Here is a 12,334-nt window from a genome sequence, read left to right as displayed (position 1 = left end):
TATTGAATGCCTGTCAGGCGGCGAGAGAGCCAGGGGCAAGCTCTGGCTCCAGGGCAGCAAGTTGAAAAGAGAATTGAATGATGAAGATGCTACTGATGGTCGAGTTCCCTCAAGAGCCCTTCAACTCTTACGCCAGAGAGGGCAAGGTCGGTGAACTCATTGGGCGTATCCTGGAAAGCGTCAATCCGGAGGCTGCGTATTTTACCGAGCAGGAGGGTTTGCGCAGCGGGATCTTCCTGATCAACGTGCAACACTCATCCGAGATCCCTGCTTTTGCGGAACCGTTTTTTCTAACCTTCGAGGCCAGCTGCAAGTTCCGTCTGGCGATGAGCCTCGAGGATCTGCAAGAGGCCGGCCTGGATGCACTCGGGAAAAAATGGGCGTGAGGCGCAGTCAGTGGGGGGGGAGGGCAGGACTCCAATCCACCCCACTGATCTCGGTTCCTGAACGAAAGCTGGCGCAGATTACTCCGACGCAGGCGCGATCCGGCAGCTTTTGCGGTTACGGATTTCATGGTCCGAGGGCCGCTCTTTGACGAACTCAAACCGCGGCTCTCCTTCGTTGTATGTCAGTAGCCAACCCCACTCCAGTTCAGACTCATCCTGACCCGGTTTTGGCGGCGCAGCCCACCATGGCTCTTTGTTAACGATTTGGCGCATACCAGCCTCCCGTTAATTCGAATCCACTCAACTATAACGTGCATGCCAGGAGGCACCAGAAAATTGTCCGGTCGGCAGGGCATCCGCAATTCCGCGTAGGAGCTGCCGCAGGCTGCGATCTTTTGATCTTGCTTCGGGCACTCTTCGAAACCGCCAACAGATCGCAGGCTTCGCCAGCTCCTACGCCGACCGTGTGTGCCTGCAATGTGGTGGGTGTCTGCAGGCTGCGATCTTTTTATCTTGACGATTGTGGCGGCCGCCAAAAAGATCGCAGGCTTCGCCAGCTCGCCGACCCTGTACACCTGCAATATTGTGGGTACACATCTCCCCCCGTAGGAGCTGCCGCAGGCTGCGATCTTTTGATCTTCGCGGCACATCGAGCAATGTCATGCGCAACCCATCGCTGCTTTGCGAGTACCTGTGCGCTGGCCTAAGCTTCAGGGCACTACCCTGCAGTCTTGAGCTTGAAGTTACGCGGGCCGAACGCTCAATCACTACTGCAGGGATATGAAAAGGAGATGCGCATGCTCATCCGCTCACTGATCCTCGTCAGCCTGCTCGCCGCTGCCGGCCCGTTGCTGGCTGCCGACAGCGATGGTCCGCTGGCCCGGGACCGCGGGAAGTTTCGTCCGCTGGTCATCATCGCTCCCAGTACCGTGGACCCGACGCTGGTCAGCCTGAAAAAATCCCTGGATGAGCCCGCCAACCGCAAGGCCTTTACCGAACGCAATATGGTGCTCTACACCGTGATCAATACCATCGGCCAGCGCGATGGCAAGGATCTGGAGCCGCAGACCACCATGGCCCTGATCCGTGAGCTCAAGCTGGGTGCCAGTAGTGCCAGAACCAAGATAATCCTGGTGGGCAAGGACGGCGAGAAGAAGATCGAACGCCCCGACCTCGTCGATGCCAAGGAGATCTTCAGCACGATCGACCAGCTGCCCGCGTCGGAAAAAGAGTACGTGATACCTCCTCCACCAGAGCCCGAGGTCAAGCCGGGTGCCGCCGGCAAGCCAGCCAAAGCCAAGCCGATGAAGCCCCCAAAACCGTTGGACGATTGACAGGCCGTTGCCCAGGTGTGGCCAGTGGGTCGACGGATCTGTCGACAATCTGGAACAACCGGCCATGCGATCAAACCTTCCCACTGTTGCTGGCGCGCGCTATCGCCGACGATGACGCGTAGAATCGTCCGCTGAAAGGCAGGTTCTTGAGGTTGCAGTGGTGGATTTACAGCAGGGTTTCGTCCTGACCCGACACTGGCGCGATACGCCGGAGGGTACGCTGGTCGAGTTCTGGCTGGCGACCGACGAGGGCCCGCGGTTTATCCGCCTGCCTTATCAGCCTTCGGTGGCCTTTATTGCCGCCGAGCAACGCGAGCAGGCCGAGGTGCAATTGCGCGGCGAGCGCGACGTCGAACTTCGTCCATTGGACCTGTGCGACTTCCACCATCGCCCGGTGCTGGGTCTGTACTGCCAGCAACACCGCCAGTTGATGCATCTCGACAAGCAACTGCGCAATGTCGGCGTAGATGTCTACGAAGCCGATATCCGCCCGCCGGAACGCTACATGATGGAACGTTTCATTACCGCGCCGGTGGCCTTCAGTGGTACGCCGGACAGCAGCGGCACGCTGCTGGACGCGCAGATGAAACCGGCGCCGGGCTACCGCCCCCCACTGAAACTGGTCTCCCTCGACATCGAAACCACCGCCCAGGGCGAGCTGTACTCCATCGCGCTCGAGGGCTGTGGCGAGCGTCAGGTGTACATGCTCGGGTCTCCAAATGGCGACGATGCCGGGCTCGATTTCCAGCTTGAGTACTGTGACTCCCGCACGCTGTTGCTGAAGAAGTTGAACGAGTGGTTCGCCCGTCATGATCCCGACGCGATCATTGGCTGGAACCTGGTGCAGTTCGACCTGCGAGTGTTGCACGAGCATGCCCGACGCCTGGCGGTGCCGTTGCGCTTGGGGCGCGGTGGCGAGGAGATGCAGTGGCGCGAGCACGGTTCGCGCAACAATCACTTCTTCGCGGCCGCAGCGGGGCGGTTGATCATCGACGGCATCGAAGCGCTGCGCTCGGCGACCTGGAGCTTTGCTTCGTTCAGCCTCGAACATGTTTCGCAGACATTGCTTGGCGAAGGTAAATCCATCGACAACCCGTACCAACGCATGGACGAAATCAACCGCATGTTCGCCGAGGACAAGCCGGCGCTGGCCCGTTACAACCTCAAGGACTGCGAGCTGGTGACGCGGATCTTCGCCAAGACGCAGTTGCTGACGTTCTTGCTGGAACGCGCCACGGTGACCGGTCAGCCGGTCGACCGCAGCGGCGGTTCGGTCGCGGCCTTCACGCACCTCTACATCCCGCTGATGCATCGCCAGGGGTTTGTCGCGCCGAACCTTGGTGAACGCATGCCTGAGGCCAGTCCTGGCGGCTTTGTCATGGATTCGCGACCGGGTTTGTACGAGTCGGTGCTGGTGCTCGACTACAAGAGTCTGTACCCGTCGATCATTCGCACCTTCCTGATCGATCCGGTGGGGCTGGTGGAGGGCCTGCGTCATCCCGATGACAGCGAGTCGGTGGCGGGTTTTCGCGGAGCGCGTTTCTCGCGGACCCGACACTGCCTGCCGGCGATCGTCGCCCGGGTTTCCGAGGGCCGGGAAGTGGCCAAGCGCGAACAGAACGGGCCGCTGTCACAGGCGCTGAAGATCATCATGAACGCTTTCTACGGGGTCCTGGGTTCCAGTGGCTGTCGCTTCTTCGACCCGCGCCTGGCGTCGTCGATCACCTTGCGTGGCCACGAAATCATGCGCAGGACCCGCGAGCTGATCGAGGCCCAGGGGCATGCGGTGATTTACGGTGACACCGACTCGACCTTCGTCTGGCTGGGACGCGCCCATTCGGAGGAGGATGCAGCGCGTATCGGCAAGGCGCTGGTGCAGCACGTCAACCAGTGGTGGAAGGACTATCTGCACCGAGAGTTCGGTCTGCAAAGCGTGCTTGAACTGCAGTTCGAAACCCACTTCCGGCGCTTCCTGATGCCGACCATTCGCGGCGCCGAGGAGGGCAGCAAGAAGCGCTACGCCGGCCTGGTCACGCGTCCTGACGGTAGTCATGAAATGGTCTACAAAGGCCTGGAGACGGTGCGCAGCGACTGGTCGCCGCTGGCCCGCCGGTTCCAGCAGGAACTCTACCTGCGGATCTTCAACCGGCAACCGTACCAGGAGTATGTGCGCGACTATGTGCGGCGCACCCTGGCCGGCGAACTCGATGAGTTGCTGATTTATCGCAAGCGCCTGCGTCGCCAACTGGGAGACTATCAACGCAATGTGCCGCCGCATGCGCGCGCGGCGCGCATCGCCGACGAATACAACGACCAGCAGGGGCGGCCACGGCAGTACCAGAATGGTGGCTGGATCAGCTATGTCATTACCCTCGCGGGGCCGGAACCGCTGGAAACCCTGCGTGCGCCGATCGACTACGACCACTACGTCACGCGCCAGTTGCAGCCGGTGGCAGATGCCATCCTGCCATTCGTCAACGACGATTTCAGCACATTGATCGGCGGGCAGCTCGGTTTGTTCTGACGGCATACAGTCCATTGCGCTATGTTTGAAACGGCCACAACGTGGGAGATTCTATGGTTGAGGGGAAGCCCTCAACCGGCTTTTAGTTGGTATTCGCTCTGCTCTTTCAGCGGGGCAAATACGATCCGGGCAAGCTTGCGAGCCAGTATCACCAGCGCCTGAGTGGTGCTGAAGCCTCGAACTCTTTGCTCTTCGTAAAAGCCTTTCCAGGCTGGTGTACGGCTGGCTTGTCTGGTGAGGGGCACGTGCCGCAGGCTGCGATCTTTTGCTCTTGCTCTTGGGTAATCTTCAGAATCGCCAACAGATCGCAGGCTGCGCCAGCTCCTACGCCGTCCGTGTGCCCCTGCAATATCGCGGGTGTCCGCAATCCCGTGTAGGAGCTGCCGCAGGCTGCGATCTTTTGATCTTCGCGACAACTACCCTGACACCGGGGTTACCGGCCTGTTGTGGGGTGCGCGCTCCCCGAGCTGCCATCGACATCGTGCCCCCCACCGCAGCGACCGCCCCCCGGAAGGCTTGCCAGGTGTTGAGGGCGCGACGTCATACAAAGATCGAATCTTTAGGCGTGCGCGATAAAAAGGTCAAAATTCCTGAAAAATTTTCAGATCATACTGAAAAACTATGGCTGCCCGACTTTGGTTGTGCGTTTGGTCGAGGTTGTAGCCTTGCGCTTTGTTGGCTTGCGCTTTTTCTTCCAGGGCGCTGCGCCGCTACCTGCCGGGCTCGCCGGGCCGCTGATGGTCAGGCGCAGGCCGACACAACGGCTCACGTGTTTGCTCATCCAGGCGGCCTGCCGGGTGACGAACTCCTCCAGGCTCATCTCGCCGCTTTGCACCATATCCAGCGCCTGCTCCCAAATTGCCGTGGTACCGGGATCGGCAATGGCTCGGGGAACGGCGTCGATCAGGCTGAAAGCGGCCGGAGTGGCTGCCAGGGCCTTGCCGTTCTTGACCAGATAGCCTCGATCGAGCAAACCCTGGATGATCCCGGCGCGAGTCGCCTCGGTGCCGATACCGGTGGTGTCCTTGAGTTTCTGTTTGAGCAGGGGATCCACTACCAGTTTGGCGACGTTCTTCATCGCCTTGATCAGGTCGCCTTCGGTAAAAGGTTTCGGCGGCTGGGTCCAGAGGTCTTTCAAGATCACCTCGGCAACTGCGCAATCGCGGCCCTCGGCCAGCGCCGGCAGCGTTTGCGGGGCAGGTGCTTCGCGGCCTTTGGCCGGCGCCAGGGCTTCGGGCAACGCACGCTTCCAGCCCGGTTCGACGATCAGCTTGCCCACCGCGCGCAAGGCTTGGCCGGCGCAGTCGAAGTCGGCCTGGGTCCGGTCGTACTCGTGGTTCGGCAGGAACTGCGCCAGGTAACGTGCTCGAATCAAGGTGTAGACGGCGCGTTGTTTGCCCACCAGGCGCTCGAGGTCCTTGCTGGCGCCCGTCGGGATAATGCCGTGGTGAGCACTGACCTTCGCGTCGTTCCAGGCCCGCGATCGGCGCTGTGGCTCGATGTACTTGAGCAGCTCGGTCAGTGCCGGATCGGCTCGTCCCAGGGCCGCCAGAATCTTCGGCGCCTCGCTGTGCTGGCTCAGCGGCAGGTAGCCGCAATCGCTGCGCGGGTAGGTGATGACCTTATGGGTTTCATACAGCGCCTGGGCAATGTCCAGGGTTTCCTGTGCGCCCAGCCCGAGCTTCTTCGAACAGACTTCCTGCAGCGTGCCCAGATCGAAGGGCAGGGGCGCGGCTTCGCGCACTCGTTCGGTACGCAGCCTGACCACCCGGGCGCTGCTGGCGTTGCGCATGGCCGTCGCAGCGGCTTGCGCCAGTGCCTGGTTCAGGCAGCGGTCCTGCTCGTCGCAGACATCTGGCGCCGCGCGCCAATGGGCGGTGAAGGTCGTGTCATCCTGCACCAGCTGTACGTCGATAGCCCAGTACGCCACCGGTACGAAATCGGCAATGCTGCGATCACGATCCACCACCAGTCGCAGGGTCGGGGTTTGTACGCGACCCACGGGCAGCACACCCTGGTAGCCGGATTGCCGTCCAAGCAGGGTAAACAGCCGGCTCATGTTCATCCCGATCAACCAGTCGGCGCGCGAGCGTCCCAGGGCCGAATGGTAAAGGCTGAAGGTCTCGGCTCCGGGCTTGAGCAGCGTCAATGCCTTGCGGATCGATGCGTCGTCCAGGGCTGACAGCCACAGACGTTGAATAGGCCCCCGATAACGGCAGTGTTCCACCAACTCGCGGGCAATCATCTCACCCTCACGGTCGGCATCGGTGGCGATAACCAGTTCGTCGGCCTCGCCAAGCAATCGTTTGACCGCCTTGAACTGGGTGGCGGTCCTGGGCTTGACCAGCATCTTCCACTTCTCGGGGACGATCGGCAGATCGGCCAGCACCCAGCGCTTGTAGCGGGCGTCATAAGCATCCGGCGGCGCGGTTTCCAGCAGGTGGCCGATGCACCAGGTCACGGTGACATCCGCCCCCACCCAACAGCCGTCGCCACGGCGTTTGGCACCGAGTATCGCAGCGATATCTTTGGCCTGGGAAGGTTTCTCGCACAGGAACAGCCGCATAACCACCATCATCTCTTACGGGTCTTGAAGCTGCACAGGATGCGCAGTGCCGCGCATTTGGGCAACCTTTATCTGTATGGATATACAGATAAATGTGTAGGCGATCGGGTGTTGCCGCAGTTTTCGAGGTGCCCGGCTTTACACAGTGGCGCGATTCCGTTGCAAGCGGCGACGCTACCGGCTGGCTGCGCAAGGTTGCGAGTGGCGCAATCCCGGCCTATGTTCCAAGCGATGCATTGGTTGCGACTGGCGCGCTGACTGGCCGCAAGTTGCTGTCCATCCAGTGGGGATTCCCGCAGCGAGGTGACGATATGCCGAACGACTCCCGTCCCGCCGTGCTCGAACTGATCGGTAATACGCCGCTGGTGCGCGTCAGCCGCTTCGATACCGGCCCATGCACGCTGTTTCTCAAGCTCGAATCGCAGAACCCCGGCGGTTCGATCAAGGATCGCATCGGCCTGGCGATGATCGACGCGGCCGAGCGCGATGGCCGCCTGCGACCCGGCGGCACCATAGTCGAAGCCACCGCCGGCAACACCGGCCTCGGCCTGGCCCTGGTCGGCCGCGCCAAGGGTTACCGGGTGGTACTGGTGGTGCCGGACAAGATGTCCACCGAGAAGGTCCTGCACCTCAAGGCGATGGGCGCCGAGGTGCACATCACCCGCTCCGACGTCGGCAAGGGCCATCCCGATTACTACCAGGACGTTGCCGCGCGGCTGGCGCAGGATATTCCCGATGCCTTCTTCGCCGATCAGTTCAACAATCCGGCCAACCCGCTGGCCCACGAGTGCAGCACCGCTCCGGAGATCTGGGCGCAGACTCAGCATGATCTGGATGCCATCGTCGTCGGCGTCGGTTCGGCCGGTACGCTGACCGGGCTGACCCGCTTCTTTCGCCGGGTGCAGCCGAACCTGGTCATGGTGCTGGCTGACCCGGTCGGTTCAGTGGTGGCCGAATACAGCCGCAGCGGCACCCTAGGTACGCCCGGTTCCTGGGCGGTGGAGGGCATCGGCGAAGATTTCATCCCGTCGATTGCCGACCTTTCCAGCGTGCGTCAGGCCTATTCGATCAGCGACGAGGAAAGCTTCGATCATGCCCGCCAGCTGCTGCGCGCCGAAGGCATTCTCGGCGGTTCTTCGACAGGCACGTTGCTGGCGGCGGCGCTGCGCTACTGCCGCGAGCAAACCGAGCCGAAGCGGGTGGTCAGCTTCGTCTGCGACACCGGCACCCGCTACCTGTCGAAGATCTACAACGACCAGTGGATGACCGATCAGGGCTTGCTTGCGCGCAAGCGCTACGACGATTTGCGCGACCTGATCGCGCGGCGCTTCGAGGACGGCCGGGTGATCAGCGTGAGCCCGGACGACACGCTGCTCACCGCCTTCCAGCGCATGCGCCTGGCTGATGTGTCGCAACTGCCGGTGCTGGTGGACGGCCAGCAGCTGGTCGGCGTGATCGACGAGTCCGATATTCTGCTTGGCGTGCATGAAGACGCTTCGCACTTCCGAATGACCGTGGCCAGCGCGATGACCGACAAGCTGGAAACCCTGCCGCCCGGCGCCAGTCTGGCTGAACTGGAGGGGGTGCTGGACCGGGGGCTGGTGGCGATTATCGCCGACGCCTCGGGCTTCCACGGCCTGATTACCCGCGTCGACATGCTCAATCACTTGCGGAGATCCCTCACATGAGTCAGCACGATGAAACCGCCGCGCCACGCGCCTTCGGCACCCGTGTAATCCATGCCGGGCAGGCGCCGGACCCTTCCACCGGGGCACTGATGCCGCCGATTTACGCCAACTCCACCTACTTGCAACAGAGCCCCGGCGTGCACAAAGGCCTCGACTACGGGCGCTCGCACAACCCCACGCGCTGGGCGCTGGAGCGTTGCGTCGCGGACCTCGAAGGCGGTACCCAGGCCTTCGCTTTCGCGTCCGGGCTGGCGGCGATCTCCAACGTGCTGGAACTGCTCGACGCTGGCGCGCACATCGTCTCCGGCAATGACTTGTACGGTGGTACTTTCCGACTGTTCGATAAAGTGCGCCGGCGCAGCGCCGGGCATCGCTTCAGCTTCGTCGACCTGACTGACCTGGCGGTATTCGAAGCGGCGCTGCAAGACGACACGCGGATGGTCTGGGTCGAGACGCCGAGCAATCCCTTGCTGAGCCTCACTGACCTCGCCGCCGTCGCGCGCATCTGTCGTGACCGAGGCATTATCTGTGTGGCCGACAACACCTTTGCCAGCCCGTGGATACAGCGCCCGCTGGAGCTGGGCTTCGATATCGTGCTGCACTCGACGACCAAGTATCTGAACGGCCACTCCGACGTGATCGGCGGCATCGCGGTGGTCGGGCAGAACGTCGATCTGGCCGAGCGCCTTGGCTTCCTGCAGAACGCGGTGGGTGCTATCGCCGGGCCGTTCGACGCTTTCCTCACCCTGCGTGGAGTGAAGACCCTGGCGCTGCGCATGGAGCGTCACTGCAGCAACGCGCTGGAGCTGGCGCAATGGCTGGAACGCCAGCCGCAGGTGGCGCGCGTCTATTATCCAGGGCTGGCGTCGCACCCGCAGCACGAACTGGCGCGGCAGCAGATGCGCGGATTCGGCGGGATGATTTCCCTCGACCTGAACAGCGACCTGGCTGGTGCCAAGCGCTTCCTCGAGAGTGTGCGGATCTTCGCCTTGGCCGAGAGCCTGGGCGGGGTGGAAAGCCTGATCGAGCACCCGGCGATCATGACCCACGCCAGCATCCCCGCCCAAACCCGTGCGCAGCTCGGCATCGGCGATGCGCTGGTGCGTTTGTCAGTGGGTGTCGAGGATGTCGAAGACCTGCGCGCCGACCTGGCCCAGGCGCTGGCGCTGATTTGAAGAGATAGTTGTAAACCATGCCCTGGCCAAATGTAGCAGCTGGCGCTGCTACGGGGATGTGCGGAGCCAGGAATTTCGTTCTCTACCCATCCGGTCTCTTGCTCAAAGGGCCAACACATCGGTGACCGCATCGGCGAAGGCTTGCGGGGCTTCCTGGAGCAGGCCGAAGTCGCTGCTTCGGATACTTGAACATACAAATGACCGGGGTGCCGACACATTGCAGATACATGAATGCGATTTCATGGAGCGGTCCCCACCCCCTGAAGAGAGATCCGCCATGTACCGCAAACTGCAGCATGCCGCCAAGTTCCTCAGCCAGAGCGCGCGCCTGATGGTGGGTGTCCCGGATTACGACAACTACCTCGCGCAAATGGCGCTCAATCATCCAGACCAGCCAGTGATGAGCTACTCGGCGTTTTTTCGCGAACGTCAGGAGGCGCGCTACGGCAATCGCAGCTGTACCACGCGCTGCTGCTGAAGACTTCCCACATTAGATCTCAGCGGCTCCTGGAATCAGGCAGCCAACCTCAATCCGGCTGCCGCTTGAGCTCAAGCTCTGCGCACAGGCCGCCGCCTTCGCGGTTGCTCAAGGTCAGCGATCCGCCGATGGCCAGCGCCAGTTGCTGGGCGATGGCCAGGCCCAGCCCGGTGCCGCCAGTATCGCGGTTGCGCGAGTTTTCTACCCGATAGAAGGGCTGCAATACCTGCCCAAGTTCTTCCTCGGCGATCCCCGGTCCGCGGTCCAGTACCCGTATCGCGAGGCTTGAACTGGACTTGGTCTGGACCTCGATGTGCGCCGCTCCGGCGAATTTCAGGGCGTTGTCCACCAGGTTGACCAGCACCCGGCGCAACGCATGGGGGCGGGTCTGGATCACCGCGGCATTCTTCTCGCCGAGTTCCACCTTTTTGCCCATGTCCTGGTAGTCGTAGACCAGGCTGTCGAGGAAAGAATCCAGGTCGATCCGGCAACTGGCTTCGGTGGCACCATGGACGCTGCGCGCATAGGCGACGCCTTCGCGGACCAGATGTTCGATCTCGCCAAGGTCCTGCCAGAGTTTGTCTTTCTCGTTGGAGTCATCCATGAATTCGGCTCGCAGCTTCATGCGCGTGATCGGTGTCTGCAGGTCATGGGAAATCGCCGCCAGCAGTTGCATCCGTTCCTTGAGATAGGCCGCGATGCGGTCCTGCATCGAATTGAAGGCGGCGGCGGCGTGGGCGACTTCAGTCGGGCCGTTTTCATCCAGATGCACGCTGTGGACATTCGGATCGAGGGTTTCCACGGCCCGGGCCAGGCGTGTCAGCGGCCGAATGGCGACCCTGACGGCCAGCCAGGTGCACAAGAGCAACAGTGTCAGTTGCACCAGCAAGACCAGCGGCAGCCACGAGGACAAGGGCATGACCGAAGGTCTGGCGTCTATAGTGAGCGGGGTGCCGTCGCTGAGCTTCAAGTGAGCCTGGAAATGCGCCATCGGCCCGGGGATGCGGGTATAGCTCAGGGGATACTGTTTGCCCACGGCGTCTTCGATCGACTGCACGGCATCATGGGCATCTTTAAGGTCGATAGGGGTACCAGGCTCGCCTTCGCCCAGCAGGTAGCGATACGTCCGGCGCTCGAATCGCGGCACCCAGTCGGCACGCTCCGCGGCCGGTAAACGGTCGAGGACCGCGACGGCGATCGAGACATCGTTCTCCAGGTTGCCCATCAACATCGCTTCTGCGCTTTGATAACGTTCGTAGAATTGCACGCCAAAGGACAGGCCGTGGGCGACGATCAGGCCGACCAGGAAAATCAGCGACAGTTGAGAGGCCAGCGTGCGCGGCCAGCGCAGCGCGAGACTCATGGCTGGGCACCGAGGATTTCCACCGGGAAGGAGAACACGTAACCCTCGCTGCGCACTGTCTTGATGTAGGTCGAGTCGCGGGAGTCATCCATCAGCCGTTGGCGCAGACGGCTCACCAGCAGGTCGATGGAGCGATCGAACAGATCGGCGTCGCGGCCCTGGGTCAGGTTGAGCAGTTGATCACGACTGAGCACCCGCTGCGGGTGATCGAGGAACACCCGCAACAGACGGTATTCGGCGCCACTCAGGGCTACCAGGGTGCCGTCTTCGTCCAGCAAGTGGCGGGCAGTGGTGTCCAGGCGCCAGCGGCCGAAACCCAGCAGCCGGCCGCTTTCGGTGATCACCAGATTGGGCGGCAGCATCCGGGTGCGCCGCAACACGGCGTTGATCCTGGCGAGCAATTCGCGGGCGGAAAACGGCTTGGTCAGGTAGTCGTCGGCGCCCATTTCGAGGCCGATGATGCGGTCGGTTTCGTCGTTGCGCGCGGTCAGCATGAGGATTGGCGTGGTCTTGTGTTTGCCGGAACGCAACTCACGACACAGCAGCAGGCCATCATCGCCCGGCATCATGATGTCCAGAACGATCAGGTCGACCGTGTTGGATTCGAGGAAGGAGCGCATCTGCCGTCCATCGGCGACCACCGTGCTGCGCAGGCCGTTCTTCTTCAGGTAGTTGCCCACTAACTCGCGGATTTCGCGGTCATCGTCGACGATCAGAATGTGATCCACATGTTCCATCGTACAACCCTCTGATATTCGGACTTTGCGCATTCTAGTGAGTCGCAAGGCCCATGCCGCCGTCCTTTGTATTGCGCTGTATC

General features: G+C 62.0%; 10 protein-coding genes and 1 pseudogene. 6 read left to right on the top strand and 5 right to left on the bottom strand.

The features are described from left to right. The first annotated feature begins 77 nt into the window (after window positions 1-77). Window positions 78-386: a panthothenate synthetase gene (locus AC3IUA_RS19200; protein WP_489356321.1), complete on the top strand. Its 309-nt coding sequence runs from the start codon at window positions 78-80 to the stop codon at window positions 384-386. Window positions 387-464: 78 nt separating this feature from the next. Here AC3IUA_RS19200 and AC3IUA_RS19195 read toward each other — a convergent pair whose 3' ends face one another. Then, window positions 465-659 (bottom strand): hypothetical protein, encoded by a 195-nt coding sequence (locus AC3IUA_RS19195; RefSeq protein ID WP_489356319.1) that lies wholly within the window; start codon window positions 657-659, stop codon window positions 465-467. 524 nt (window positions 660-1,183) lie between these two features. On the opposite strand from AC3IUA_RS19195, the gene AC3IUA_RS19190 reads away from it, so the two are divergent. Together AC3IUA_RS19190 and AC3IUA_RS19185 are read left to right on the top strand one after the other, a co-directional pair. Beyond that, window positions 1,184-1,720, top strand: a complete 537-nt coding sequence (locus tag AC3IUA_RS19190) for a DUF4174 domain-containing protein (protein WP_489356317.1) — start codon at window positions 1,184-1,186, stop codon at window positions 1,718-1,720. Window positions 1,721-1,880: 160 nt separating this feature from the next. Continuing rightward, on the top strand, window positions 1,881-4,244 hold the full coding sequence (locus AC3IUA_RS19185) for a DNA polymerase II (protein WP_489356316.1): 2,364 nt from the start codon (window positions 1,881-1,883) through the stop codon (window positions 4,242-4,244). Between the two features lie 71 nt (window positions 4,245-4,315). Here the strand turns inward: AC3IUA_RS19185 and AC3IUA_RS19180 are convergent. After that, window positions 4,316-4,579, bottom strand: a pseudogene (locus AC3IUA_RS19180) (hypothetical protein); the annotation flags it as partial. Between the two features lie 284 nt (window positions 4,580-4,863). Then, window positions 4,864-6,810 carry a DNA topoisomerase III gene (locus AC3IUA_RS19175; RefSeq protein WP_489362405.1) on the bottom strand — a complete coding sequence of 649 codons (1,947 nt, stop codon included), beginning with the start codon at window positions 6,808-6,810 and terminating at the stop codon, window positions 4,864-4,866. A 311-nt stretch (window positions 6,811-7,121) separates the two neighbouring features. On the opposite strand from AC3IUA_RS19175, the gene AC3IUA_RS19170 reads away from it, so the two are divergent. The 3 genes from AC3IUA_RS19170 (at window position 7,122) to AC3IUA_RS19160 (ending at window position 10,151) form a co-directional block, all read left to right on the top strand. Further along, window positions 7,122-8,498 (top strand): pyridoxal-phosphate dependent enzyme, encoded by a 1,377-nt coding sequence (locus tag AC3IUA_RS19170; protein WP_489362404.1) that lies wholly within the window; start codon window positions 7,122-7,124, stop codon window positions 8,496-8,498. Next, window positions 8,495-9,673: a trans-sulfuration enzyme family protein gene (locus tag AC3IUA_RS19165; RefSeq protein WP_489356314.1), complete on the top strand. Its 1,179-nt coding sequence runs from the start codon at window positions 8,495-8,497 to the stop codon at window positions 9,671-9,673. The genes AC3IUA_RS19170 and AC3IUA_RS19165 overlap by 4 nt, the downstream gene beginning before the upstream one ends. Window positions 9,674-9,950: 277 nt before the next feature. Next, entirely contained in the window at window positions 9,951-10,151 is a 201-nt protein-coding gene (locus AC3IUA_RS19160) for a YbdD/YjiX family protein (protein WP_489356312.1), read from the top strand. A gap of 49 nt (window positions 10,152-10,200) precedes the next feature. On the opposite strand, the gene AC3IUA_RS19155 is transcribed toward AC3IUA_RS19160, so the two are convergent. Both AC3IUA_RS19155 and AC3IUA_RS19150 read right to left on the bottom strand, forming a co-directional pair. Continuing rightward, window positions 10,201-11,514, bottom strand: a complete 1,314-nt coding sequence (locus AC3IUA_RS19155) for a sensor histidine kinase (RefSeq protein ID WP_489356310.1) — start codon at window positions 11,512-11,514, stop codon at window positions 10,201-10,203. Then, window positions 11,511-12,251, bottom strand: coding sequence for a response regulator (locus tag AC3IUA_RS19150; protein ID WP_489356308.1), 741 nt, complete (start codon window positions 12,249-12,251; stop codon window positions 11,511-11,513). Before AC3IUA_RS19150 ends, AC3IUA_RS19155 begins: the two co-directional genes overlap by 4 nt. Window positions 12,252-12,334: the final 83 nt, after the last annotated feature.

This window comes from Pseudomonas sp. KH_050 (assembly GCF_057838875.1).
The sequence above is the reverse complement of the archived record's forward strand: the minus strand, read 5'-3'. Positions and strand labels throughout refer to the sequence as shown.

Bases quoted from the DNA above. Each gene is read 5' to 3' on its own strand.
- AC3IUA_RS19175 (WP_489362405.1), bottom strand. From the start codon at position 6,810: ATGCGGCTGTTCCTGTGCGAGAAACCTTCCCAGGCCAAAGATATCGCT.
- AC3IUA_RS19190 (WP_489356317.1), top strand. From the start codon at position 1,184: ATGCTCATCCGCTCACTGATCCTCGTCAGCCTGCTCGCCGCTGCCGGC.
- AC3IUA_RS19170 (WP_489362404.1), top strand. From the start codon at position 7,122: ATGCCGAACGACTCCCGTCCCGCCGTGCTCGAACTGATCGGTAATACG.
- AC3IUA_RS19195 (WP_489356319.1), bottom strand. From the start codon at position 659: ATGCGCCAAATCGTTAACAAAGAGCCATGGTGGGCTGCGCCGCCAAAA.
- AC3IUA_RS19160 (WP_489356312.1), top strand. From the start codon at position 9,951: ATGTACCGCAAACTGCAGCATGCCGCCAAGTTCCTCAGCCAGAGCGCG.
- AC3IUA_RS19155 (WP_489356310.1), bottom strand. From the start codon at position 11,514: ATGAGTCTCGCGCTGCGCTGGCCGCGCACGCTGGCCTCTCAACTGTCG.
- AC3IUA_RS19200 (WP_489356321.1), top strand. From the start codon at position 78: ATGATGAAGATGCTACTGATGGTCGAGTTCCCTCAAGAGCCCTTCAAC.
- AC3IUA_RS19165 (WP_489356314.1), top strand. From the start codon at position 8,495: ATGAGTCAGCACGATGAAACCGCCGCGCCACGCGCCTTCGGCACCCGT.
- AC3IUA_RS19150 (WP_489356308.1), bottom strand. From the start codon at position 12,251: ATGGAACATGTGGATCACATTCTGATCGTCGACGATGACCGCGAAATC.